Below are 26,354 nucleotides of genomic sequence, written 5' to 3' on the forward strand. Positions count from 1 at the left end.
TGTCAAGTGTTTTTTGATAAAAAAGTGGGGGATTTTAATAAAAAAGGAATCTGAAAGCCGCATTGTTACTGGCTTATAGATTCCGAGAGTATATTAAGTGATTTTGGAGGTTACGGATGAAAATAGGGAAAGGGTGGTACGCGCTGTTTACTGCGCCTCTTATGATAATATTCATGATCGTCGTGGTGATCCCGTTTGTGATCGGTATAGGGTATTCATTCTTTGAGTGGGATGGACTGGCAAAGCATGCCGCTACATTTGTGGGATTTAAGAATTACGCGGACGTTTTTAAGGACAAACAGTTTTTAAATGCAACCGTAAGAACAACCATATTTACGCTTATATCTGTTGTGACGGTAAATCTTTTGGGAATCATATTCGCACTTATCGTTACGACCAAGCTTAAAGTAAGAAACGTCGCAAGGACAATGCTTTTTATGCCTTATCTTATCGGCGGACTTATCCTTGGTTATATCTGGAAGAGCGTTTTTCAGGAGTTCTTTTTATCGATTGAATGGGGAAACTGGCTTACAGACCCTGTTAAATCCATAATCGCGATGATCGTGGTTACAACATGGCAGCTCGCGGGATATGTGATGATCGTGTATATCACGGGAATCATGGCTATCCCTGCGGATGTACTTGAGGCAGCACAGGTTGACGGAGCAAATTATATGCAGACTCTTTTCAAAGTAAAGTTTCCGATGCTTATGCCTTCGTTTACGATATGTCTTTTCTTATCGTTATCAAATTGCTTCAAGATCTACGATGTGAATATTTCACTTACTGGTGTGGGACCAAATTACCAATCTGAAATGTTCTCGCTAAATATCTACAACGAAATTTTCAGCTTGAGTAATTTTGGATACGGCCAGGCTAAGGCGATCATATTCTTCCTTATTATCGCCGTTATTACACTTATTCAGGTAAGTATAACCAAGAAGAGGGAGGTGGCACTGTAATGCTTTATTATTCAAAGCCTTTAAAGACATTTTTAAATGTGATCACCGTTCTCTTTTGCGTACTTTATCTGTTTCCGATCTATCTTATTTTGACCAACTCATTTAAGAGCAGATCTCAGATGTATGAGAACATGGTGTCTCTTCCGAAGAGCTTATCGCTTCAGTATTACATGAGTGCTCTTGAGAAGATGAACTTTTTTACATCACTTAAAAATTCACTTATTCTCACAGTCATTTCGATAACTGTGATCGTTATATTTGCATCCATGACAGCGTGGATGTTTGTGAGAAGTAACAACAAGCTTTCGGTAGTTCTTTTTGACATTCTTGTTGCTACGATGCTCATTCCTTTCCAGACCATCATGATGCCTCTTATGCAGGAGATGAACTGGTTTGGATTTACACTTGGAATCAAGATGACCGACACTATTCCGGGACTTATCTTTATGTATCTTGGTTTCGGTGCGGGAATGGGAGTATTCTTGTATCACGGCTTTATTTCATCAATCCCTGTTTCGCTTGAAGAAGCTGCTACGATCGATGGATGCAATACTTGGAAGACCTTTTGGCAGATAGTTTTCCCGATGCTCAAGCCTACGACAATGACTGTTATTATCCTTGATGTTATCTGGATCTGGAATGACTATCTTTTGCCTTCGCTTACTTTAAAGTCAACGGCAAACAGAACCATTCCGATATCGACAGCCAAGTTTTTCGGTCAGTATACGATCAGCTGGAATGAGGCTATGGCGGCACTTGTTGTCACCATCATTCCCGTCGTTATTTTCTATCTGGCATGTCAGAAATATATTGTAGAAGGTGTGGCGGCAGGCGCCGTTAAGGGATGATCTATGGCTAAGATTTTTCAAAAGAACATAAAGACGCTATCAAAAAAAGATAGCTTTCTTTACGAGACTCTTTTTCACAACGCCAACGGATATATCGGTGTCAGAGGTTGCCTTGAAGAGGGCGTTCCCGCTGATTTTAACACTATGCGCGGAACCTATATAAACGGTTTCTATGACATCGTGGATATGAAGCAGGCGGAGAATCTGTGCAATTTCATCGAGAAAAAAGATACTATGCTGAATATCGCAGATACGCAGACGATTTATCTTTTCGTTAACGGTGAGCCTTTTGACATGTTGAAGGGGAATATTCTTAAGTATAAAAGAACTCTCGACATGGACGCGGGAATTACCCAAAGAGATATCGAATGGAAGTCACCAAAGGGAGATAAGATAGGTATCAACATTAAAAGAATGACTTCTTTTGAGGAGCTGTCTCTTTTTACCATTGAATATAAAGTTACCGCGCTTTCGGGAAATGTAAGTTTGTTGTTTTCATCAAAGCATATTCCGGAAGTTATGAACTACAGCGACCCGACAGATCCAAGGCTTGCTGCGGAGAGTCCAAAGTTTATAAGCACTATTGAAGCGGGAATAAATGATGGCGTAAGCTATGCGCTCTGCGAGACTTCAAGAAGTAAGCTTAAATGCTGCTCGGTTGTAAGTCATGAGATTTCTGATGCCAAGTCGAGACTTTGTACGGTAAAAGACGAAGACGGAAACCTTACTTGTGATGTTGTAAGTGATCTTAAAAAGGGCGAGAGCGTAACTTTAGTTAAGTATTCGATTTTTACCGATTCGCTTAGGTGCGAGGATCCTTTGTCCTCGGCAAAAGAAAAGATGGCTAAGGTTCTGGATAACGGACTTAAATACTACTACAAAAAACAGGCGGCTTATCTTGAGGAATTTTGGGCAGGTTCAATGCTTGAGATCCATAACGATCCCAAGATGAATGAAGCCGTTAATTTCAATATGTATGAGCTTCTGTGTTCATCCGCGAAGGACAGCTACGGAAATATCGCTGCGAAAGGTCTTAGCGGTGAAGGCTACGAAGGCCATTATTTCTGGGACAGCGAGATGTTTGTGATCCCGTTCTTTGTTCTTACGGATCCGTATCTAGCGAAGATGCTTATTTCCTACAGATACAGGACTTTGGAAAAAGCAAAAGAAAATGCGAAGTTACTTGGACATAAGAAGGGAGCTCTTTTTCCTTGGAGAACTATAACGGGTGTTGAGTGCTCGGGATATTTTCCTTCGGGAACCGCGCAGTATCACATCGTTGGCGATATTGCTTATGCGATAGTTAATTATTATCTGACGACGGGAGATCTTGATTTTATCAAGAAATACGGAGAAGAGATCCTTATTGAGACTGCAAGACTCTGGCTCGATGTAGGAAATTACGTGGGCGGTACCTTTAGGATCAACGATGTGTCGGGGCCCGATGAATACACGTGTATGGTCAACAATAACTATTACACGAACCGCGTTGCCAAGTATAACCTTTCGTGGGCTGTTAAGTTCTATGAGCTTCTTAAGGAAAGAGGCATAGAAAAAGAGCTTAAGAAAAAGGTGCAGATAACCGCCGCTGAAATAAAAGAAATGTCGGAAGCAGCGGATAAGATGTATTTTCCTAAAATAAGTAAGGACGGAGTTATTCCGCAGGATGATTCGTTTTTTGATAAGCCTGTTTGGAATATTAAGGCTACACCGAAGAGCGATTTCCCGCTTCTTTTGCATTATCATCCGTTACATCTGTACAGATATCAGGTTTGTAAGCAGGCCGATACGGTTATGGCGTTCTTTCTTTTTCCTGATGCGGTTGAGAAGAATACGCAGAAAAAGAGCTTTGAATATTATGAGAAGATCACGACGCATGATTCATCTTTATCAAAGTGTGCGTTTAGTATAGTTGCATCAAAGCTTGGAATGCAGGATAAGGCGTATAAGTACTTTGGAAATTCAGCGGAGTTTGATATTAGAGATCTTCACGATAATACTTCTTACGGAATTCATACCGCAAATATGGGCGGCTCATTTATGGCTGTGGTTTATGGTTTTGCGGGCTTATCCATAAACGAAAAAGGAATATCGATTGCGCCTTTTGTTCCTTATAAATGGTCGGGCTACAGCTTTAAGATCAGATTTATGGGAAGTAGAATACGCACCGATGTTACCAAAGAAGAGGTGTCTGTGGTCTTAGAAGAGGGAGAGGCTTTTGCCATGAAGATCTATGGCAAAAAGACAAAGATTACAAAGAAGAAAACTGTTGTAAAAGTATGAGGTTTATTTGGTATGTTAAAAGCTGTTGTTTTTGATCTTGACGGAGTTATTACCGACTCTGCCGAGTATCATTATGAGGCGTGGAGTATAATTGCGAAGGAACTTGGAATCTCATTTGATAAGGATTACAACGAGAAGTTAAAAGGTGTATCCAGAATGGAATCACTTAATCTTATATTGGATAACGGCCCCGGAAGGGATTCGATGTCCGAAGATAAGAAAAATGAGATTGCGACAAAGAAAAATGAGATTTATAAGGAGCTTATAAAAAAGATAACTCCGGACGATCTGCTTCCCGGAATCCTTCCTAGTTTGAAAGCTTTAAGAGAAAAAGGAATTAAGATCGCGCTTGCCAGCGTCAGTAGAAATGCACCTTTTATAATCAATAGACTTGGTGTAAAAGACTATTTTGATTATATAGCGGATGCAGCGAAGATTGAGAGAAGTAAGCCGTTTCCGGATATCTTCCTTGACTGCATAAATTCTCTGGGAGTTGCTCCCAAAGATGCGATCGGAGTCGAAGATGCCGAAGCCGGAATCACAGCGATCAAAGCAGCCGGAATGAAAGCTGTCGGAGTCGGAAGCTCCGCTCAGATGCATGAAGCAGATGTGATCCTTGGAAGTACGTCAGAGCTTTCGATGGAAGTGTTTGAAAAGTTGATATCATGAATTTGAAAATTAAAATTGAGTAGAGATGGATCGGATCATAATCCGATCCTTTTTCTATGTCGGTGTTGAGCGACTTAGCCATCGCTGATATACTAACAATGATGCTTATAAATACGGGAAGGGGTAATGCGTGACAACGCAAGTGATTTTTCTATGAATAAGTTTAAATTTAACAAAAAACCAATGTTAATAATTGGTGTAGTAGCCGTTATCTTAGTGATGCTTGTGGCTATTATTATTCACACATGTAAGCCGGGGAAAGCAAATGTCGAAGGAACAGAGCATGAGGCTCAAAAGGCAAGCGTTGATAAAACAGATGTGTGTGAAACTGACAAATCAGTTCAAGATGCTGTTGCCGAAGATTCTAAAGAGGCTGGTAATGTAACAGACACCGAGGAAGAATTGCTTGGAGACTTCATGTTTGCCACGAATGAATCCGGTGATCTATATGATGAATTTCTGGCAGGAAAAGGCACGATCAGCTTTTCGGATTATAGTAAGGATACAAATGAAGCTACATACTCATGGAATGATGGTGGATTGACTAATCTTTTGTCAAAACAGGATGTCACACTTGAGCAATTGGTAAAGGAAGTCAATGATGCTTTTGCGCCATCTGATGCGGACCATGAGCGAAATATCAAAGTTGAGTCGGTAAGCTATTCATTTATTGACTGCGGTATGGATGGAGATCGCGAGCTTGTATTGAGTATAGATTGTACCACCCCACCTTTTTATGATTCTAAAATGGTGATAAAAAACATTGATAGTAGGTTGCAGGTAGTTTTTGCATGCTATTGTCAGGGCGAGCGTTGGGATGTTGATCTTAACGAGCATGGAGGAGTTAGAAACTCAGGAGTCCCGGGAAATGCTGCGTGTATGTACTATGATGCTTATGCTTTTATTGATAGTGCCGGTGAGATAAAGCCGATTTATGACATTGAAGCGGTACGTAGAGATGGGCTCGGGGAGGCAATGCCATCACTGGAGGAACTTGATGAAAAATACGTTGTTACCGAATACACATTAAGCTATGATACCCATAAGTATCACACATTTGGTTTCTATAATCCGGATAAAGACATTGATGAGGATCCCGACATTCCTAATCTTAAAGAATCTATCGATAAATGTTTTGCAACAAAGTCCCTATCCAAGGATGAGTTTGATAAGATGAAAAAGAAGAGGTTAGAAGAAGTTGGTGTATCCGAAGAAGTAGTTGATGTCGAGGAGTTCGAGAAGTTAGAATACACTCAGATTTATTATGAAAGGTTATAGAATGGAAGAGAAGCAGCACAAACGAAGGGTACATTATTCAGGTAAATACCCGAAGAAGTTTGAGGAAAAATATAAAGAACACAATCCCGAGAAGTATGCTGATACCGTTGCGCGAGTAATCTCCAAAGGATCTACTCCTGCGGGAATGCATATTTCAATTATGGTAAACGAAATACTTGATGTATTAAAAATAAAGCCCGGAGAGCAGGGACTCGACTGCACTCTCGGATACGGCGGTCATACACGTAAGATGCTTGAGCAGCTTGTAGGTGAATCAAAGGAAAACACCGGTAGTGATGCTTGCGCCACGTCAGGAGGGGGCTCTGCCAAAGGCTGCATCTACGGCCTCGACGTCGATCCGATAGAATCGGAAAAGACAGTTAAACGCCTTAGAGACGCGGGATTTTCTGAGGATATTTTCAAGTTCAGACTTACCAATTTTGCCAATATAGATAAAGTCGCAGAAGAAGCCGGTAAATTTGATTTTGTACTTGCGGACCTTGGTGTATCATCGATGCAGATAGACGATCCGAGTCGCGGCTTTTCATATAAGATTGACGGACCACTTGATTTAAGGCTTGATCCGACAAGAGGAGAATCTGCAGCAGAGCGTCTTCATAACATCACAAGAGATGAATTTGTCGGCATGATGATAGAAAACTCGGACGAACCCTATGCAGAGGAAATTGCGGATAAGGTCTTTAATCTGATGAAAAAAGGCGATCCGATGGACAGTACAACTTCGCTTCGTAAAGCTATAGAAGATGCGCTGTGGAAGGTTCCGAAAGAAGAAAAGAAAGATGCTATAAAAAAGAGCTGTGCCAGAGTATTCCAGGCTCTTAGGATTGACGTTAACAGCGAATTCGAAGTGCTGTATACATTTCTTGAAAAGCTCCCAACTATACTAAACACCGGAGCAAGAGTGGCTATTCTAACATTTCATTCGGGAGAGGACAGACTTGTAAAGAAGGCGTTCAAGGAGGGACTGAAAGCCGGGCTATACAGTGATATCTCATCCGATGTTATAAGACCCTCTGCAGAAGAATGCAGAGTTAATCCAAGAAGTAAATCGACCAAGCTTAGGTGGGCAATCAAGGCATAAATTATAAGTGAAGGAAAGAGAACGACCTATAATGACAGAACTACTTGATAAATGCGGAATAAGTTTTAATAAACTAGAGACAAAAGACGGGTATTTTATTATCGATAAGTCTATCGAAGATATATGTAAAGACGCCGGAGTAGATTCCGAAAAATTTGATTATAAGGGCTTAGATGATTGGTATATCACCGGTTTAAAAACAAACGGCGGAAAAATTGTTTATTCCATGATCAAAATCAGAGAACCGATGGATGAACAGAAGAGCAAGGCTACAGCCGTTGTCTTTAATTCAATAGATCTTAGTTTTTTTAAAAAGATAATATCCGATTCTAAAGACGGAAAAGAAATAGATGAAGAAATGTCCGCTTCCGCTATGGATCAGATCAATAAAATGGTCCATGCAGAAAAGTTTTACAGATGTAACGATAAAGCCATATTAAAATATTTCTGCGATTCTAAGAGCGATGGAAGCTATCTGATCGCCGACTTTGCAATTGATAAGGTTGCTCATGATGATGTCTTTAAAAACGGCGCTGCATATAAACTACCTTTTAAGTACAAAGAGTTTGATGAGTACGGCGGGAAACAAACTCTTGAGTATCTTTCTACCGTGGGTGTTTATAACAAAAAAGATCATACCATGACGATCAAGGATCCCGATCATCTGACAGAAGATGAAAAGACAGCTCTTTTACTTATTCAGACAGGTGATAAGGATAAGTATGCATATGCTGCGGAGAATCAGTTTCATGCAAGAGCATACATTAATCCGCTGTTTTTTCCATGGAGAGACAGGGCTATCAAATCAGATGCAGGTGTCGGAGAATCAGGCGGATTGCCATATGAAAAGCTCTTTAAAGAGGGCGGAATATTCGGTATAGATTACAACGAACAGTATAGAGCGCATAAGCCCAAATAATGCGCTCTTAAAATTCGTTTATATCTTTATTTTTTATCAAGAACAGGGCTGTTAATGTAAAGCCCACGGAACAGAACATCAATAAAGATGCACTTCCAATATACTTTAGGATCAAACCTGCTAGCACGCTTGCGATAGGGACCATTCCCTGAGCACCTATTGACGTGATGCTGCTGACTTTTCCCATCATGTTTTTATCTACCATGCGCATGAGAGCGGTAGTAGTCGGTATGTTTACGCATGCTATCAAAGTTCCGAGTATTATTCCGATAAGGCATAAAACAGCCAAAAACGCATTAAGCGAAACACCTGTTTTTACAAGTGCGATATAACTCACAGTCATTGTAAGCATTACGATTGCGATCACGCATATTCTGTGTGCTGTTTTCTTTCCGCATTTTTCATCATGAAATCTTGTGCTTAATACAGCGGCGCCTACAAACGAACTAAGTCCGTAGCACAGATTAAATGCAGATGACCACATCTCCGGCTTTAAGAAACTGTCAAACAGATACGAAGGAGCGTAGGCAACATCGGTTTTGATGAAATAAGGAATTAAGTTATTCATGACCGGTGTGAAAAAGAAATTGATAAACAGCATAGCTACGAGTAATACTGTGATTCCCTTCTTCGTTCTTATGTAATCAAATCCCGTCTTCATATCCTTTAAAGCGATATTTACAGTGATCTTTTCTTTAATAACTTCTTTTTTATATTTTATGAACATCTCTGATTCACCCGATATCACATAGCAAAGTCCTACTATAAAGAACAGTATGTGAATGGGGAGTATTGAATACAATATTCCTGCAAGGACGATTCCGATGATCCCTTCAAAAGCGGTTTTCATGGCATTGTATGAGTTGGCTTGCTGAAGCTGTTCTTCTTTTACAATAATAGGTAAAAGAGATTCGGCAGACGGTACAAAGATTCCGCTTATTACATTTCCAATCATTCCAAGAACAAAAAGAATTGCAACGTGAGCACCGGCATTTTTAAAAATAAGCATCAAAACAGTAGCAATGATTATTGTTGCCCCTCTTAAGTAGTCGCAGATATACATTATGCGAGCCTTGTTGTATCTATCGCTGAAAACGCCTCCAAAAGGAGTTGCAATAAGCATGGACAGTCCGCTGACCGCCAGATACAATCCCTGAATAAATGCATTGTTACCTGTTATTTCCAAGATATAGAATCCGACCGCAAAGTTATAAAGGACAAAGCCAAGTTCTGATACAAGCGCGCCAAGAAAAGCAAGGCAAAAGTTTTTATTATGAAATACGTTTTCTTTATTTGTACTTATTACTGCCGGTTCCAAATTAAATTAACTCCTTACATTTTATGATGAGATCATCATCGCCCAGTTTGTTGAAAACCTTAAGAATAGCTTCGATTGCTCCTGCTCCGAAAATATCATATATGAGTAAATCTTCCTCTTTTTCCACGTAACGCATCGAATTTATGCTGTAATCGGGATTTGAATCAAATCGCTTAGCCGTTTCGATTGCTTCTTTAAATGTCCGTTCAGATTCTTTTTTCTTACCGGATTTCTTTTGAAGATAAGAAAGAGCGGCAAGAAGCTCTGATTGGATCTTATCAAGCGAATTGAATTTTTCGTCGGTTCTTAAGCCATTTATGATTGCGATAGCGTAGTTATTTATTTCAATCGCTTTTTTCCATTCTTTTTTATGACAGAAAAAGAAGATATAACCAACGATAGAAGTCATCATATCGGAAAATGCTCTAACCAGACCTTCTGAAAGAAAAGGAACGGCTTCATCTTTATTATCTGTAAAAATGGTCATGTATGTACCGATAACGCCACTATACATGGCTGAGGCATTATACTTTTTTAGAATTTCAAGTCCGTTATTGGTCTCCCCAAGCATAAAAAGGATATTAGCCATATTTCCTCTTATCGTAGCTTCACTTATAGCGGGATTTGTGTTTTGAGGAAGCAATAAGATTACTTTTTCAAACAGATCGAGTGATTTACGCATCATTGCGCAGTCACGCTTGGTTATGCCATAGTACCCATATGTTTCCGCACTGATATTTAGGACCTCAAATGAATTGGGATATTTAACCAGAGCTTTGTCGACTTCAGTAATAGCTTCATTATCAAAAGACTTACAGAGCTTGTTTATATTTTTTACGATATGATCCACACGATTATTTTTCATCTTGTAACCAAGAAGAACATCTACCGATGTATCGAAAAGATCAGCCATTTCAACTATAAGAGATAGCTCGGGAGTGGAGAGGCCGGATTCCCATTTGTACACGGCGCCTACTGTGACACCGAGAGCTTCTGCGAGTTTCTCCTGAGTCATTTTTCTTTCTTTTCTAAAGCTTTTAATGTTTTCAGATAGATTCAGTTTCATGAGCGTTTCCTCCATTAAATCTGTTTCAGGTCAATAAGATTATATATTTTGAATATCTGTAAAAACAGATACCGGTAATACGAGTTGTATTATAAATATTATACCAACAGTATGGGTTATTTTTATAATTATTTTATTGACAAAAGAAAGAAGTGGTTTTAATATAAACATATGAACAGTTATTCATATGTTTAAATGAAAGGGAAATAAATGGCTTTAAATGATGTAGAACACTGCGAATTACATGATGTTCATTTAGATCTGGTTAGTAGGATCAATAAAGAAATGCCTTCAGAAGATGAGCTTTACGATCTTGCGGAGCTTTTTAAGGTATTCGGCGATTCAACAAGGATCAAGATATTGTTTGCTTTGTTTGAATCCGAGATGTGTGTGTGCGATATTGCCGAGACTCTCAAGATGACTCAGTCGGCTATTTCACATCAGCTCAAGATACTTAAGCAGAGTAAGCTCGTCGGAAACAGACGTGAAGGTAAATCAATCATCTATTATCTTGCCGATGATCACGTGCGTACCATAATCGATCAGGGCATTAATCATATTAATGAATAAACAGTGAAAGGATAAAGATTATGAAGAAGACATTTAAGTGTGAAGTAGATTGTGCAAACTGTGCAGCAAAGATGGAGGATGCGGTTAAGAAGGTTGAAGGCGTTATAAATGCCAGAGTTAATTTCATGACTCAGAAGTTTTCTCTTGAAGCCAATGATGATGTTTTTGATTCCGTATTTGAAAAGGCTGTAGCAGCCTGCAAGAAGGTTGAGCCCGACTGCGAGATTGAGGCTTGATATAAAAATCGGGGAGTGATGTTTGAGGAGACTTAAACTTCATTCCCTTTTTTAGAGGTATATATTATGACGAAGAAACAAAAGAAAATGAGAAACAGAATACTGGTTGTTCTTGCGGTATTCTTTGTACTTTTGATCTTGGAAAAAACAGGAATGCTTGATAATGTTCCGCTACTTTTGAAGATTATCATCTTCCTTATCCCATATATTGCAATAGGTTATGACGTTATCAAAAAAGCTGCGATAAACATCAGACATGGACAGGTTTTTGATGAGAATTTCCTGATGATGATCGCTACATTCGGAGCATTCGGAATCGGCGAGTATCTTGAGGCACTCGCGGTTATGCTCTTTTACCAGATAGGAGAGCTCTTCCAGGGTGTTGCCGTAGGAAAGTCTCGCCAGGCGATCACCGATATGATGAGCATTGCTCCCGAATACGCCAATATCATCGGTGAGGACGGACAGGTAACGGAAGTCGATCCCGAGGACGTTAGTGTCGGAGATATCCTTCTTATCAGAGCCGGTGAAAAGATACCTGTAGACGGCGTTGTTGTGGAAGGTGAGTCTTTCATAGATACTGCGGCTCTTACAGGAGAATCCGTTCCCAGAAGAGCTTCTGAAGGAAGCGAAGTAATAAGCGGTTGTCTTAACGGTGAGGGAGTTCTTAAGATCAGAGCATCTAAGGCTTATGAGGACAGTACGGTTGCCAAGATCCTTGAGCTTGTAGAAAATGCGAGCGACAAGAAATCAAGGATGGAGAATTTCATCACGAGATTTGCAAGATACTATACTCCCGTAGTTACGATAGGTGCGGTTCTTCTTGCAATATTGCCGCCGCTTTTCGGTCAGCTGTCATTTGCCGATTCGATTAAAAGAGCTTGTATCTTCCTTATAGTTTCTTGCCCTTGCGCACTTGTTATCTCGGTTCCTCTCGGATTCTTCGGTGGAATCGGAGCTTCATCCAAGATCGGTGTGCTTGTTAAGGGAAGCAATTTCCTTGAGGCTGCTGCAGGTATAACAAGGATTGTTTTTGATAAGACGGGAACGCTTACAAAGGGCGAGTTTGCTGTAACAGAAGTAAATGTAGATTCAGGCGCCGGAATAAGCGAGAATGAGCTTGTGACGATGGCAGCTGCAGGTGAAGCAAGCTCCAATCATCCGATAGCTCTTTCAATTATGAATCATTACAAGAAGATTAGCGGAAACTCAGACGTTGACAGATCTCTTTTGTCTGATGCAAAAGAAATAGCTGGGCACGGAATATCTGTTAATTACAAGGGAAAAGAGCTTCTTGTCGGAAATCAAAAGCTTCTAAATGAAAACAAGATTTCTTTTACCGAATCTGACAGTGCGGGAACCGTTGTATATGTTGCTTATGATGGCAAGTACATGGGATGTGTTGTTATCTCTGACATCATAAAAGACGGCGTTAAGGATGCTCTTAAAGCGATGAAGTCTGCCGGAGTAAAAAAGACCGTTATGCTAACGGGCGATCGGAAGAAAGCAGCTCTTTATGTTGCTAATGAGATAGGAATTGATGATGCTCTGTACGAGCTTCTTCCTGCCGATAAGGTTGACAGGGTTGAAAAAATGCTTTTGGAAGGCGATAATGGTAGTAAGCTTGCGTTTGTAGGTGACGGAATCAATGACGCGCCTGTTCTTATGAGAGCAGATGTCGGAATTGCTATGGGTTCACTTGGAAGCGATGCAGCCATTGAAGCTGCGGATATCGTCATCATGGACGATGATATTTCCAAGATTCCCACTGTTATCAGGATTGCACGCAAGACTCTTAGAATAGTAAAAGAGAATATTACTTTTGCTCTTGTGGTAAAGGCTGCCATTCTTATTCTCGGAGCACTTGGACTTACTACCATGTGGCTTGCGGTATTCGGTGATGTGGGTGTTGCGGTGATCGCAATTCTTAACTCCATGAGAGCACTTAAGATTGATAAATAAGTAAATCTTTTTTGCGCTTGTCGGAGGAAATAAAATAATATGGCAAAAGCAGGACTGGACGTTGGAGAACTTCTCTTAAAGATCGTAACCGGTGAGACCGGCGAGATCAGCAAAGTTGACTATGCTCCTCAGAAACCGGATTTTATCGAAAATCCGGCGTTTGTGGATGAGACACCTTTGGAGAGGAGTTTACCTGAAGAGGAAGGCGTCGGTTCTGCTTTTTTTACGTCTCTTATAAGGCGCCTTTCAGAAAATAAAGATTGTAAGATGCATAAGGTTATGTTCCTTCGTCACGGAAAGGTTATAGCCGAGAGTTCTTTTACCCCGTATTCACTTGATATGTGGCATGTCTCTTATTCTATGTGTAAGAGCATAGTATCAATGGCTATCGGAATTCTTGTATCCGAAGGAAAGCTCACCGTTGAAGATAAGCTAAGCGATATCTTCAGTTCGAGGATGAATCCTTTCGGATTTCGCAAAAAGACCATCAAGGTTAAGCATCTTTTGAATATGTCGAGCGGAGTTGATTTTAACGAAGCCGGTGCGCTTAGCGGAAATGACTGGAGAAAGGGCTTTCTTGAAGCGGGTTCCAAATTTGAACCCGGAACACAGTTTGAATACAACAGCATGAATACTTACATGCTTTCCGCGATAGTTACCGAGATTACAGGGCAATCATTGTTTCAGTTCTGCAGAGAGAGAATCTTTATTCCGATGGGTATTAAAAGAATTTTCTGGGAGAGTTGTCCGCAGAATATCACCAAAGGCGGATGGGGACTCTTTATCCGTACGGAAGATATGGCTAAGTTCGGTCAACTTTATCTGCAGAACGGTAAGTGGAACGGAGTACAGCTTATTCCCGAGGAATGGGTAAAAGAATCTGTTTCTCATCAGATTGAGACGGGAAAAGATGACAATGAGCATTATGGTTATCAGCTTTGGATAAATGATGACAGACCCGGTTCTTATGCTTTTAACGGAATGCTTGGTCAGAACGTTTTTGTTTATCCCGATATCGATATGATCGTTGTTACAAACGCAGGAAACGCCGACCTTTTCCAGACTTCGCCCATGGCTGTTATGATAAGAAACAGCATGAAAGAAATCGAAGTTTTCGATCATGCTTTGGAAAAAGATTTTAAGGCAGAGTCCGAGCTGCAGGCTCTTTGTAAGTCACTAAGCGGAGATACAAGCTCTTTTCCCACAATAAAAGCCGGCGGCTGGAAGAAGCGTACTGTTGCGATGACAAGCGGAAGAACCAAAAGAAAGGTCGCCGAGTTTGAGTCTAAGAGAGCAAGCTTTAAAGCATCCGTTGCGTCTTATAATGTCCGAAATGAAAATATGCTTATTGCGACCTGGCTTCATAAGCTAAACGGCAAAGTATATGAGCTTGAAAATAAAACCTTTGGAATTTTTCCTATCTTGATGCAGGTTGTACACAACAATTTTACCGACGGAATATCTAAGATTGGATTCAGACTTTTTGACAGCAATTTCTTTTTCATAGATATATATGAGGGAACGCAGATCTACAGCTTAAGATGCGGCTTTGGCGGTAAAAGATATGTAAATACCATAAACATGCACGGGGAAAATTATAAGGTATCCATGACCTCTTTTTGTACGACTGATGAGTACAACAGGCTTGTTATCCGTAATGAGATAAGCTTTCTTGAGGAAGCTTGCGTTCGCACTTTTAATATTCATTTTGAAGACAGTGCTTACGACAGAGAGGACAAAAAGGGCACGTTTATCCATCCTTCCGTTCCTACGGGTATCGAAATAAGATTAAATGAGACGCCGGGCTGGGATATTCTGGTCGATGGGATGAATAACATCGCACCTGAAGGGCTTGGCGGCATGCAGGGTATGATCTTTAACAGGATAATAAAAGGCGGTGTTAAGGACGTATTGCTTGAAGCTATAAAGAATTCGATACAGCCCGTAATACATGGTATACTGATTAAGTAATTTCAAAAAGGAGGCTTATTTTATGGCAAATAAGTTATATGATAAATTGGTCGCATGCAAAAATGCAGTGAGAGAAAAGACATCTTTTGAACCCGATGTTGCGCTTATCCTTGGCTCGGGCCTTGGAAACTACGCTGAAAACATCAAGGTTGAGACAGAGATTGAATATAAAGATATTCCGGGATTTCCCGTTTCAACGGTTCCGGGACACGCAGGAAAGTTTATTTTCGGATATGTGGGCGATGTAAAAGTTGTCTGCATGAAGGGAAGAGTTCATTTTTATGAAGGATATGACATCAGTGATGTTGTTCTTCCCGTCAGACTTATGGGTATGCTCGGAGCAAAAATACTTTTCCTTACAAACGCATCAGGCGGACTCGGAGAAGGCTTCAGAGCAGGTGATCTTATGCTTATTACGGATCATATTTCATGCTTTGCACCCAATCCGCTTATCGGACCTAATCTTGATGAGCTCGGACCAAGATTCCCCGATATGTCCGAGATTTATAAAAAAGATCTTCAGGCTGTCATCAAAGAAGCTGCAAAGGAGAACGGTATCACTCTTAAAGAAGGCGTATATTGCCAGTTTACAGGCCCTTCATTTGAGTCACCCGCAGAGATACAGCTTCTTGCTAAGCTCGGAGTTTCAGCTGTCGGAATGAGTACCGTTAACGAAGCAATCGCTGCCAATCATATGGGACTTAGAGTTTGCGGCGTTTCCTGCATTGCAAACCAGGCATCGGGATTATCGGATACTCCTTTGTCACATGAAGAAGTTCAGGAGGCTGCAGATAAGGCTGCGCCTTTGTTTACCAAGCTTGTTACCGAGTCTATCAAGAAATTTAAGGCTTGATCGTATTATTAAGAGACTAAAAATAAAAGGAACAGAGTTTACATGGAATCATTTACACTTTTGGCGGCCCTTGTGGGATTTGCCGTTGTTGCATATTTACTTGGAGTAAGAGACAATATTGTCTCCGAAAAAAAGCTGACCGCATGGCTTAAAGAAAATTACGGTAACGCCCCTATGCGTAAGTACAAGGAGTATGAGCTTTATCATATTAGGGGTTATTATGAAAATCATACAGAAGAATTTCAGATTGACGATATCACCTGGAACGATCTTAATATGGACGGTGTCTTTGCCAGGATGAATTTTTGCCTGTCCGCTACGGGTGAAGAGTATCTATATTACATGCTCAGAACACCGCAGACCGGCGATGATTGCGAGTCTGTTTTCGATGACATGGAAAAAAAGATTTCTTTCTTTTCGGAAAACGGCGAAGCGCGTCTTAAGTATCAGCTTATTTTTAATAAGATCGGAAGAAAATCAAGGTATTCAATTTACGATTATCTGAAGGTTCTTGATAATAATATTGATTTCAGTAATAAACGTCATTACCTGATGATCGTATTGATATTGCTTTCCATCGTCCTTTGCTTCTTTAAATTCGGACTTGGAATTATTCTTTTGCTTGCACTTACTGTGGGAAATATTGTCATGTATTTTGGGCAAAAGAACACTATAGAGCCTTATCTTGAGACCTACAGATATGTTCTTAAAGCGATCAATTCGGTAGCTCTTTTTTCTAAGAATAATTATCCTGAGCTTACGGATGATATAGAGAAGCTTAAGAGTGCCGCCGATGAGCTTAAAGGCTTCGGACGAGGATCTTATATTTTGATGTCTCCGACCAGAATGAATTCTTCTGCGAATCTGACAGATCTTTTTCTTGACTATATCAGGATGTGGACGCATGTTGACATTATTAAATTCAACAAGATGTACAAGCTTATCTTGGAAAAGAGAAATGAGCTTGATACCATTCTTACCATTCTCGGAAGATTGGATGCACTTATCAGTGTTGCATGTTTTAGAGCTTCTTTGCAAGGAAGCGTATCTGTACCTGAGTTTTCGACTGACGCTGATGGAATAAGATATAGTGCAAAAGAACTTATTCATCCCCTTATAGAGACACCTGTTCCAAACAGCATTAATACCGATAAAGGGCTGCTTATAACAGGCTCCAATGCTTCGGGTAAGTCAACTTTCCTTAAGACGGCTGCGATCAATGCCATTCTTTCACAGAGTGTACATACAGCGATGGCAACGAGCTATAAGGCTCCTCTTTATAGGATATATTCCTCTATGGCTCTTAACGACGATATCCTTGAAGGCGACAGTTATTATATCGTTGAGATCAAGTCTATGAAGAGGATCATTGATGCTTCCAAGACTACGGGCGCGCCGGTTCTTTGTTTTGTTGATGAGGTACTGAGAGGAACCAATACGGTCGAGAGGATCGCTGCTTCCACTGAGATACTTAAATCTTTTGCGGACAGCGGAGTTCTTTGTTTTGCAGCGACGCATGATATTGAGCTGACAGCTCTTTTGAATAAGGAGTTTAATCTATATCATTTTGAGGGAAATGTAACCGATAATGATGTTCATTTTGATTATATGATAAAAGAAGGCGCTGCGATCAATCGTAACGCTATTAAGCTTCTCGGTGTTCTTGCTTACGATAGCGGAATCGTCGACAGGGCGCAGAAGCTTGCTGATAAATTTACCGAAACAGGAGTATGGGCATAATGCTTGTAGAGATATTTACAGACGGTGCGGCAAGGGGAAATCCGGAGGGACCCGGAGGATACGGCGTTGTAATGCGCTACGTTGATGCCAAAGGTCAAGAACATATCAAGGAATTAAGCGCCGGATACGATAAGACTACCAACAACAGAATGGAGCTTATGGGTGCGATAGTGGGTCTCGAGAGCCTTAACAGGCCTTGCGATGTGATGCTTTATTCCGATTCTCAGTATGTTATCAAGGCATTTAATGACAAGTGGCTTGAAGGCTGGATACAAAGAGGTTGGAAAACAGCAGGAAAACAGCCGGTTAAGAATGTCGAACTTTGGAAGAGACTTCTTATGGCAGCCGAGCCTCATAATATTAAATGGAACTGGGTCAAGGGACACGCAGGACATCCTGAAAACGAGAGATGCGATGAGCTTGCAACATCTGCGGCCGACGCTGATGAAACGACTTTACTTCATGACGATGGTGGTGATCTCAGATGATCTATTATATTGCGGATTGCCATTTTTTTCATAATGCACTTAATGAAAAGATGGATAAGCGCGGCTTTAAGAGCTGTGAAGAAATGAATGAGTACATGATACAAAAGTGGAATGACAAGGTTACGAGAGCAGATACCGTTGTTATTCTCGGAGATCTTTCTCTTGGTAAGGTTGATGAGACCAACGAGCTTGTCCATAAATTAAAGGGAAAGCTTTGTCTGATCACAGGTAATCATGATAAATACGTTAATTCTCCGGATTTCGACAGAGACAGATTTGAATGGATAGATAATTATAGGGTTATCACTGATTCACAGAAAAAGGTTGTATGTTGCCATTATCCGATTCCTTTTTATGACGGGCAATATAGGAAAAGACATAACGGCGATCCGAAGACATATATGTTATACGGCCATGTCCATGATACAAGGGACGAGGTCCTTATGAAAAAGATAATAGAAATGATCGGAAGTACTCCGTATTATCCGATAGGAAGTGAGCATGAGAGTACGATCCCGTGTAATATGATCAATTGCTTTTGTATGAGATCGGATTACACGCCGCTTACTCTTTCTGAATGGATTAAATTATAATTTCATAGTTGTTAAATTTAATGTAATGTGTTAGACTGTCAAATAAGTAGTATTATTACTACTTATTTTTTTGCTTATAAACGGAAGGAGACTAACATGTTAATTTTGGTGCTGATTTTGGCACTTGTTTTTGGGGCAGTTCCCGAATCTGCTATATCCGAGCTGGGTTCGACACGGAACGAAAACAGTGCTTATGAGCAGACGCAGTACGATGCGGGATCCGATACCGAATCTGAATCGGAAAACGGATCGGAGACGGAAACGGAAACTTATGCAGAAACCGACTATGAAACATATGACAATGAGTATTCAGGTAATACCGGAACCCGGTTCTTTTATGAAATTGAGGAATATGAAGATAATCAAGATTATGAAGAATACCGGGATAATCAGAACTATGTAGAATATGAGAATAATCAGCAGGAACAGAATTATGAGGAAAATGCTTATCAGTTTAGCCCTAAGACGGGTTACGAATTTGGGCAGAATGTTGTAGACGGAAGATATGTATTTAATTCTCATGTATGTTCCGACAGAGATGTTCAGATGCTTGGGGAAGATAAGCGCGAAGCACTATTTAATCTTGTTGATGCACTCATGGCAGGTAACGACACCTTTGAATGTCCCAACAAAGAGGCTTTAAAGTGGGCGACAAGGAAACAGTTTATAGATTATTTCTTCCCGCCGGCAAGTAATTGTATCAAGCCTGTCAGTTACAATGACGGTGTTGCTCAAATAGAATATCTGATTCCTGTAGATGAATTTCTCAACAGAGTAAACGAATTCCAATATCAGATAGAAGATGTATTAAATACAACTGTCAGACCTGAGTATTCGGACTTTGAAAAAGCGCTTCTTTTGTATGATTACGTAAGCCAAAATTATACTTATGACTACGATGCTCTTGGCCTTGAGGATAGAAGCGGATTAAATCCCTATAGGGCGTTTGAAGCGAAAACAGGCATTTGTCTGGAGCTTAGCGGTTTGTATTCTTATCTGCTCTTGCAATGCGGAATACAGGCTGATTTTATGCGAGGCGGCGAGGGAATCGTAATTGAAACCGATAGGATCGGTCATCAGTGGAGCTTTGCTAGAATAAACGGTATCGATTATCATATCGATCCGACATACTCTTTACATAAACCGGATAAAGCCGATGACCACACAAGGCTTAATTTCTTCCTTATGTCTGATGATGCAAGACAGAAGAGGGGCAAATTCGATCCGACCTACTACAAAATGAATGCAATAAAAGAAGATGTGAATGACAATTCTATGTATAAGGCTACAGATGAGAGATATGAAGAGCTTTGGCATGGATATTTTGTCGATCTGGATACGGAAAATAATATTGTTTATTATTGCGAATATAAAACAAATGAGGTCAGAGAGTTTTATTATGATGACTAATTGCAAATAAATGATTTCGCAAAAAATAAACTATTGTTAATTCGCATGTAATATGTTATAATTCATCTCAGAGGGTTTGATAACACCCATTGACGCTTAATAAATGGAAGGAGAAATGAAATGTTTAAGTTTGTTTTTTTATCAAAAGCAGTGGCTTTTGTAATACTTAATGCCAGTCTGGCATTTTCGCCCTGCATGAAGATGCCTTTTAGATTTCCTGCAAAGCCTCCTGTAAAGGTGGCAGCTGTTGCAGAGCCTGTTGTACAGACTCCCGATGCAGAGAAGGATGACAAGGACGTTGAGGAAGACCTTTGCTCATCAGAGGGTATCAACTATCCCGAGAACGATGCTGTGAATGCTGCAGAGATTCCTGACGGAATGGATGATCCCACAGAGGATACCGAGAGCGAGTCAGATACAGTAGAAGTAAAAATCGTAGACGGCAAGATTATTGAAGTAGGTTCTGAGGAAGACCTTTGCTCTTCAGAGGGTATTAACTATCCCGAGAATGATGCTGAGATTCCTGACGGAATGGATGATCCCACAGAGGATACCGAGAGCGAGTCAGATACTGTAGAAGTTAAGATCGTAGACGGCAAGATTATTGAAGTTGGTTCTGAGGATGATCTTGTAGCAGTTCCCGATGTCGATGATGAGGAAGAGAAGTTACATATGCTTGGTTCACCGGTTGTGTTTGATCAGGATGGTAATATGATAGTTGAGGAAGAGATGTCTATGTTAGGCTCACCTGTTGCATTTGATCAGGACGGCAATGTTATAGTTGAGGAAGAGATGTCAGCTGTAGGCACTCCGACTGTTGCTGCTTTAGGTACTCCGACAGTAGCTGCTGTAGGTACTCCTACAATAGCTGCAAAGGATGCAATTGTTGAGGATGATGAAGAAGATCTTTGCTCTTCTGAGGGTATCAATTACCCTGAGAATGATCAGGATGCAGAAGCAACTGATAGTGCAGAAATCGATGATACCAATGAGTAATTTTTAATATTTTTAATTTGCGGGTGTTACTTAAATCTAATATATAGTTATTTTTACAAAACAGGTCGTTCATATTTTATGGGCGGTCTGTTTTGTATTTATGGGAAATAAAAAACGTCGAGGGCATAAGCCTTCGACGTTTTTGTATGCAATGAATGTAATAATTACTCGCCAAATACAGCAATGTAATCCTTCTGGAACTTCTCGATACCCTGATCTGTAAGAGGGTGATGTGTCATCTGCTCGATAACCTTGTAAGGAACAGTTGCGATGTCTGCACCTGCAAGAGCGCAATCGGTAACGTGCATGGGATGACGGATACTTGCTGCGATGATCTCTGTTGAGATGTTGTGGATGTTGAAGATCTCAGCAACCTCAGAGATAAGATCTGTTCCGCGAACAGAAATGTCATCGAGACGTCCAAGGAAAGGACTTACGAATGCAGCACCTGCTCTTGCTGCAAGAAGAGCCTGGTTTGCTGTAAAGATAAGTGTCATGTTAACCTTGATTCCCTCGGCTGCAAGTGTGTGGCAAGCCTTAAGACCTTCTGTGGTCATAGGAATCTTAACAACCATGTTCTTGTGAATCTTAGCTATTTCACGGCCTTCGTTGATCATGCCCTCAGCGTCAACTGTTGTAGCTTTTACCTCTCCACTGATAGGTCCGTCAACGATAGAAGCTATCTCAGCAACTACCTGATTGAAATCACGGCCTTCTTTTGCGATAAGTGATGGGTTTGTTGTAACTCCGCAAATGACACCCATATCATTTGCTTTTCTAATGTCATCGACATTAGCTGTGTCAAGAAAGAACTTCATAATTTAACTCCTTGTTTTAATACATTAATACTTTTTACTACCAAACTAACACAACTTAAAATATAACACTATTTCGTAATTTTTCAATATGAAATTATTAGCTAAAATTGCCCAAATATTGCTATCTATCAATTGACTTTACCGGTTGAAAGTGTTAAAGTGTAGAAAGACTATTTGTATTAGAGGAGAGAAGGTATGATTATCAAAGTTTTAATGTTACTGGTTTTCTTTTCTGTAATGATCTACATCGGAATGATGTGCAGAAAGAACTCTACTGACGTAAGTGGTTTTGTGTTGGGAGGAAGATCTGTTGGCCCCTGGGTTACGGCATTTGCTTACGGAACATCTTATTTCTCGGCGGTTATCTTTGTCGGATATGCCGGACAGTTCGGATGGAAATACGGTATTGCTTCAACATGGGTCGGCATCGGCAATGCTCTTATCGGTTCACTTCTTGCATGGGTTATCCTCGGAAGAAGAACTCGTATCATGACACAGCATCTTGACTCGGCAACAATGCCACAGTTCTTTGCCGCAAGATTCGGCGGAAGATCTCTTAAGATAGCAGCATCCGTTATCACATTTATTTTCCTTATTCCATATACAGCTTCATTGTATAACGGACTTTCAAGACTTTTCGGTATGGCTTTTAACATCGATTATTCAATCTGTGTAATTGTAATGGCCGTACTTACAGGTATATATGTTATCGCCGGCGGTTACATGGCTACAGCGATCAACGATTTTATTCAGGGTATCATCATGCTGATCGGTATCAGCGCAGTTGTACTTGCCGTTCTTAATTCACAGGGCGGATTCCTTGCAGCTATCGACGGACTCGCAAGAATAAGTGATGAGACTGTTTCAACGACTCCCGGTGTTTTTGCTTCGTTCTTTGGACCCGATCCCATAAATCTTCTCGGTGTCGTAATCCTTACCTCGCTTGGAACATGGGGACTTCCTCAGATGGTTCAGAAGTTCTATGCGATCAAGAGTGAGAGAGCAATCTCAAAAGGAACAATAGTTTCAACATTCTTTGCATTTATCGTTGCCGGCGGATGTTATTTCCTTGGCGGTTTCGGAAGACTCTTTTCCGATAAGATTGATATTGCGGCAAACGGCTTTGACAGCATCGTTCCTACAATGCTTTCCGGTCTTCCGGATTTCCTTATCGCTGTAGTAGTTGTGCTCGTTCTTTCAGCTTCAATGTCAACACTTTCATCACTTGTTCTTACAAGTAGTTCAACTCTTACACTGGATCTTTTGAAAGGTCATGTAGTTAAGAACATGGATGAAAAGAAACAGCTCCTTATCATGAGAATCCTGATCGTTGTATTCGCTGGAATCTCTGTTGTTATCGCAATTGTTCAGTACAAGAGAAATGTAACGTTTATTGCTCAGCTCATGGGTGTTTCATGGGGCGCACTTGCGGGAGCATTCCTTGCACCTTTCCTTTACGGATTGTACTTTAAGTTCATCACAAAGGCAGCTGTTTGGGTTAACTTCGTATTTTCTACAGTAGTAATGATCGCAAATATGCTTGTAAGACCTAAGTTCCCTACACTCTTACAGTCACCTATCAACGCCGGTGCATTCTGCATGCTCGCAGGACTTGTGATCGTACCTGTAATCTCTGCATTTACCAAGAAGCCTCCGAAGGATCTTGTGGACGGCGCATTTGCATGCTATAACAAGGAAGTACTTGTACATCAGAGCACATCACTTTCAGATGATTCTGAGTAATGTTTGTAAAAAGAGGTTTTTATGTCACTACATGTTTTAAAAAATAATGAAATTGCAATTAAGGTTAATGATCACGGCGCAGAGCTTAGATCTTTGACCAAGATTGATTCCGGAAAAGAATTTATGTTTCAGGCTGATCCCAAGTACTGGGGAAGAACTTCACCGGTTCTTTTTCCTATAGTAGGTGGACTCTGGGAGAATAAGTACGTCTATGACGGTGTCACTTACGAGCTTCCCAAGCATGGTTTTGCAAGAGACATGGATTTTAACTTGGTAAAAGAAACTTCTGATGAGCTTTTATTTGAATTAAAAGATACAGAAGAGACTTTGAAGGGCTATCCGTTTAAGTTTACATTGCAGATAGGCTATAAGCTTGAAGGCAGTAAGGTTACCGTTTCTTATAACGTTAAGAATGACAATGACGGAACTTTTTATTTCTCAATAGGTGCTCATCCGGCATTTACTTGCAATCTTAACACCGATGAGCTCTTGTTTGAAAAAAACGGAGCTGCGGTAAAAGATACGCTTAAGTCTAGTGTTATCGATATGAGCAGCGGATGTCTCTCCGAAAAGGTAATCGATGTTAAGACTACCGGAGGAGTTCTTACTCTCGAGCCAAAGCTCTTTGATGAGGATGCGCTTATATTTGAGGACAGACAGGCTGACAGCGTTATGATTGTTCGAAAGGATGATGCGGATAAGGTGAAAGTCAGCTTTGATGCGCCTTTATTCGGTGTTTGGTCTCCCGATAAAAAGAATGCGCCGTTTGTATGCATCGAGCCATGGAACGGAAGATGCGACAGAGTTGGCTACGGACACGCTCTTGAGAACAGAGAACATGGTAACAGATTAGAAAAAGGAGAGAGCTTTAACACAGCTTTTTCTATAGAGATTTTATAAAGGTTTGAATATATGGTTATTGATTTTCATACCCATACATTTCCCGATTCGATCGCTGCGCGGGCTGTGGATAGCCTTAGTAAAGAGGCTCATATAATAGCGCACACAAACGGTACGGTTTCGGGACTTATAGATTTGATGGATAAGGGCGGCATTGATATGTCCGTCCTTTTACCTGTTGCGACCAATGCTTCTCAGGTTGAAGGCATCAATGACAAAGCTTTTAGAATTAATGAGAAGTATCACGACAGACTTATTTCTTTTGGCTGCATTCATCCTGAGTACTCGAGGTACAAAGAGGAGCTTAGACGCCTTAAGAATGAAGGTATAAAGGGTATTAAAATTCATCCTGTATATCAAAAGACTGACATAGATTCCAAGCCTTTTCTTGATATCATATATGCCGCGTGCGAAAATGATCTTATTGTAATAACTCATGCGGGGCTAGATATCGGGTTCCCCGGAGTTGTAAACTGTTCTCCCAAGATGTGCAGAAATGTTATCAACACCATCGGGGAATTTAAGTTTGTTTTGGCTCATATGGGTGGTTGGCGCGATTGGGATGAAGTTCCGCTTTATCTTCAGGATACTTCTGTTTATCTTGATACTTCTTTTTCTTCCGGAAGAATACAGGCTCTTTCAGATGGATACTGGGATGATAAAGACAAGGCTATGCTTGATAAAGAAAGTTTTATGAAGCTTGTTAGGGCTTTTGGAAGTGACAGGATACTATTTGGAAGCGACTCGCCATGGTCATCACAAAAAGAATCAGCAGAGTATATTATGTCGCTTGGATTTACCGAAAAAGATACGGATAATATTCTTTCAGGCACAGCCCGCAAAGTGCTTGGATTATAAAAGGATATAAGAATGAGTAAAGATACAAAAATTATTGTCAGAAAAGCAACAATAAAAGATATTCCAACTATATTAGAGCTACTTTCACAGGTGCTTGAAGTTCATGCGAGAATCAAGCCGGATTATTTTGTTTCAGGACACACTAAGTACAGCGTTGCTGAACTTGAAGATATACTTGATGATGAGAGTAAGAGAGTGTATGTTGCTGATGTCTCCGACGCTGTTGTGGGCTATGCTTTCTGCGAACTTAAAGAAATGCCTGATAAGCCATTTGTCGAGCACTTTAAATACATGTACATAGATGATCTTTGTGTTGATTCCAATTTCCGAGGAAAAGATGTAGCACAAAAAATCTTTGAATATGTAAAAGATGAAGCGAAAACATTTGGATGTCGTGACATAACCTTAAATGTCTGGGAGGGCAATGACAGAGCAATGTCATTAAGTTAACATTGGACTCGGGGACAAAAAGAATCAAAGAGGATGTTGGAATAGTTCCTTCATCCTCTTTTTCTATGTCATTTCCACGTCAAAAAGACGGATTAAAATCCGCCTGAGCTTAACGTGTAAAATTCAAAGCTTTATGCTACCCTATAGAGGAAACCTCTGAAGATTCTTGCAGACTGGTATCTTACCCGGTGCCTGTCTGGTCTAATAGGTACAAGATTTCTTGAAATGATGGTTTCCAGATCTGGTGGAGATGTCGTACCGCGGTAATACTTTCTGCACATGTGAGCTGCGACCGAAAAATTGGCTTTATATGTATATTTT

24 protein-coding genes are annotated in these 26,354 nt (G+C 40.5%); 21 read left to right on the plus strand and 3 right to left on the minus strand.

Going from position 1 to position 26,354, the window contains the following annotated elements:
• Positions 1-116 precede the first annotated feature (116 nt).
• From BM377_RS14075 to BM377_RS14105, 7 genes are all read left to right on the plus strand, one after another.
• Positions 117-962 carry a carbohydrate ABC transporter permease gene (locus tag BM377_RS14075; protein WP_092249909.1) on the plus strand — a complete coding sequence of 282 codons (846 nt, stop codon included), beginning with the start codon at positions 117-119 and terminating at the stop codon, positions 960-962.
• On the plus strand, positions 962-1,810 hold the full coding sequence (locus BM377_RS14080) for a carbohydrate ABC transporter permease (protein WP_092249912.1): 849 nt from the start codon (positions 962-964) through the stop codon (positions 1,808-1,810). The genes BM377_RS14075 and BM377_RS14080 overlap by 1 nt, the downstream gene beginning before the upstream one ends.
• Positions 1,811-1,813: 3 nt before the next feature.
• On the plus strand, positions 1,814-4,093 hold the full coding sequence (locus BM377_RS14085; protein ID WP_092249916.1) for a glycoside hydrolase family 65 protein: 2,280 nt from the start codon (positions 1,814-1,816) through the stop codon (positions 4,091-4,093).
• Positions 4,094-4,105: 12 nt separating this feature from the next.
• Entirely contained in the window at positions 4,106-4,762 is a 657-nt protein-coding gene (gene pgmB / locus BM377_RS14090) for a beta-phosphoglucomutase (protein WP_092249919.1), read from the plus strand.
• A 153-nt stretch (positions 4,763-4,915) separates the two neighbouring features.
• Positions 4,916-6,040, plus strand: coding sequence for a hypothetical protein (locus BM377_RS14095; RefSeq protein ID WP_143104518.1), 1,125 nt, complete (start codon positions 4,916-4,918; stop codon positions 6,038-6,040).
• A 1-nt stretch (position 6,041) separates the two neighbouring features.
• Entirely contained in the window at positions 6,042-7,142 is a 1,101-nt protein-coding gene (rsmH, locus tag BM377_RS14100) for a 16S rRNA (cytosine(1402)-N(4))-methyltransferase RsmH (protein ID WP_092249925.1), read from the plus strand.
• Positions 7,143-7,173: 31 nt separating this feature from the next.
• A complete protein-coding gene (locus BM377_RS14105) occupies positions 7,174-8,061 on the plus strand; it encodes a hypothetical protein (RefSeq protein WP_092249928.1) in 888 nt (295 codons plus the stop codon).
• Positions 8,062-8,068: 7 nt separating this feature from the next.
• On the opposite strand, the gene BM377_RS14110 is transcribed toward BM377_RS14105, so the two are convergent.
• Complete coding sequence (locus tag BM377_RS14110) at positions 8,069-9,379, minus strand: MFS transporter (RefSeq protein WP_092249931.1); 1,311 nt, start codon at positions 9,377-9,379, stop codon at positions 8,069-8,071.
• A gap of 1 nt (position 9,380) precedes the next feature.
• Positions 9,381-10,445: a helix-turn-helix domain-containing protein gene (locus BM377_RS14115; RefSeq protein ID WP_177223901.1), complete on the minus strand. Its 1,065-nt coding sequence runs from the start codon at positions 10,443-10,445 to the stop codon at positions 9,381-9,383.
• A gap of 210 nt (positions 10,446-10,655) precedes the next feature.
• Between BM377_RS14115 and BM377_RS14120 the strand changes: the two genes are divergently transcribed.
• The 10 genes from BM377_RS14120 (at position 10,656) to BM377_RS14165 (ending at position 21,264) form a co-directional block, all read left to right on the plus strand.
• Complete coding sequence (locus BM377_RS14120; RefSeq protein WP_092249937.1) at positions 10,656-11,015, plus strand: ArsR/SmtB family transcription factor; 360 nt, start codon at positions 10,656-10,658, stop codon at positions 11,013-11,015.
• Between the two features lie 20 nt (positions 11,016-11,035).
• On the plus strand, positions 11,036-11,251 hold the full coding sequence (locus BM377_RS14125) for a cation transporter (protein WP_092249940.1): 216 nt from the start codon (positions 11,036-11,038) through the stop codon (positions 11,249-11,251).
• Between the two features lie 66 nt (positions 11,252-11,317).
• Entirely contained in the window at positions 11,318-13,213 is a 1,896-nt protein-coding gene (locus BM377_RS14130; RefSeq protein WP_092249943.1) for a heavy metal translocating P-type ATPase, read from the plus strand.
• A gap of 39 nt (positions 13,214-13,252) precedes the next feature.
• Positions 13,253-15,184, plus strand: a complete 1,932-nt coding sequence (locus tag BM377_RS14135) for a serine hydrolase domain-containing protein (protein ID WP_092249946.1) — start codon at positions 13,253-13,255, stop codon at positions 15,182-15,184.
• Between the two features lie 22 nt (positions 15,185-15,206).
• The gene (locus BM377_RS14140) at positions 15,207-16,037 is read left to right on the plus strand and encodes a purine-nucleoside phosphorylase (protein ID WP_092249949.1); all 831 of its coding nucleotides are present in this window, start codon (positions 15,207-15,209) and stop codon (positions 16,035-16,037) included.
• Positions 16,038-16,079: 42 nt separating this feature from the next.
• Positions 16,080-17,777, plus strand: a complete 1,698-nt coding sequence (locus tag BM377_RS14145) for a MutS-related protein (RefSeq protein ID WP_092249953.1) — start codon at positions 16,080-16,082, stop codon at positions 17,775-17,777.
• Positions 17,777-18,265, plus strand: coding sequence for a ribonuclease HI (gene rnhA / locus BM377_RS14150; protein WP_092249956.1), 489 nt, complete (start codon positions 17,777-17,779; stop codon positions 18,263-18,265). Before BM377_RS14145 ends, rnhA begins: the two co-directional genes overlap by 1 nt.
• Complete coding sequence (locus tag BM377_RS14155) at positions 18,262-18,858, plus strand: metallophosphoesterase family protein (protein WP_092249959.1); 597 nt, start codon at positions 18,262-18,264, stop codon at positions 18,856-18,858. Before rnhA ends, BM377_RS14155 begins: the two co-directional genes overlap by 4 nt.
• Before the next feature lie 96 nt (positions 18,859-18,954).
• Positions 18,955-20,268 carry a transglutaminase domain-containing protein gene (locus tag BM377_RS14160; RefSeq protein ID WP_092249962.1) on the plus strand — a complete coding sequence of 438 codons (1,314 nt, stop codon included), beginning with the start codon at positions 18,955-18,957 and terminating at the stop codon, positions 20,266-20,268.
• A 120-nt stretch (positions 20,269-20,388) separates the two neighbouring features.
• Positions 20,389-21,264 (plus strand): hypothetical protein, encoded by an 876-nt coding sequence (locus BM377_RS14165; RefSeq protein WP_092249965.1) that lies wholly within the window; start codon positions 20,389-20,391, stop codon positions 21,262-21,264.
• A gap of 164 nt (positions 21,265-21,428) precedes the next feature.
• Here the strand turns inward: BM377_RS14165 and fsa are convergent, their stop codons facing one another.
• On the minus strand, positions 21,429-22,082 hold the full coding sequence (fsa, locus tag BM377_RS14170; RefSeq protein ID WP_092249968.1) for a fructose-6-phosphate aldolase: 654 nt from the start codon (positions 22,080-22,082) through the stop codon (positions 21,429-21,431).
• Positions 22,083-22,277: 195 nt separating this feature from the next.
• Here fsa and BM377_RS14175 point away from each other — a divergent pair, with 195 nt between their 5' ends.
• From BM377_RS14175 to BM377_RS14190, 4 genes are read left to right on the plus strand one after another with little or no spacing between them, the layout of a single operon-like run.
• Positions 22,278-23,825 carry a sodium:solute symporter family protein gene (locus BM377_RS14175; protein WP_092249971.1) on the plus strand — a complete coding sequence of 516 codons (1,548 nt, stop codon included), beginning with the start codon at positions 22,278-22,280 and terminating at the stop codon, positions 23,823-23,825.
• A gap of 21 nt (positions 23,826-23,846) precedes the next feature.
• Positions 23,847-24,725, plus strand: coding sequence for an aldose 1-epimerase family protein (locus BM377_RS14180; protein WP_092249974.1), 879 nt, complete (start codon positions 23,847-23,849; stop codon positions 24,723-24,725).
• 12 nt (positions 24,726-24,737) lie between these two features.
• Positions 24,738-25,583 carry an amidohydrolase family protein gene (locus tag BM377_RS14185; protein WP_092249977.1) on the plus strand — a complete coding sequence of 282 codons (846 nt, stop codon included), beginning with the start codon at positions 24,738-24,740 and terminating at the stop codon, positions 25,581-25,583.
• Positions 25,584-25,595: 12 nt separating this feature from the next.
• Entirely contained in the window at positions 25,596-26,033 is a 438-nt protein-coding gene (locus BM377_RS14190; RefSeq protein WP_207646918.1) for a GNAT family N-acetyltransferase, read from the plus strand.
• Positions 26,034-26,354 lie beyond the last annotated feature (321 nt).

It is taken from the genome of Butyrivibrio sp. INlla21, from assembly GCF_900116875.1.
GTDB lineage: Bacteria > Bacillota > Clostridia > Lachnospirales > Lachnospiraceae > Butyrivibrio.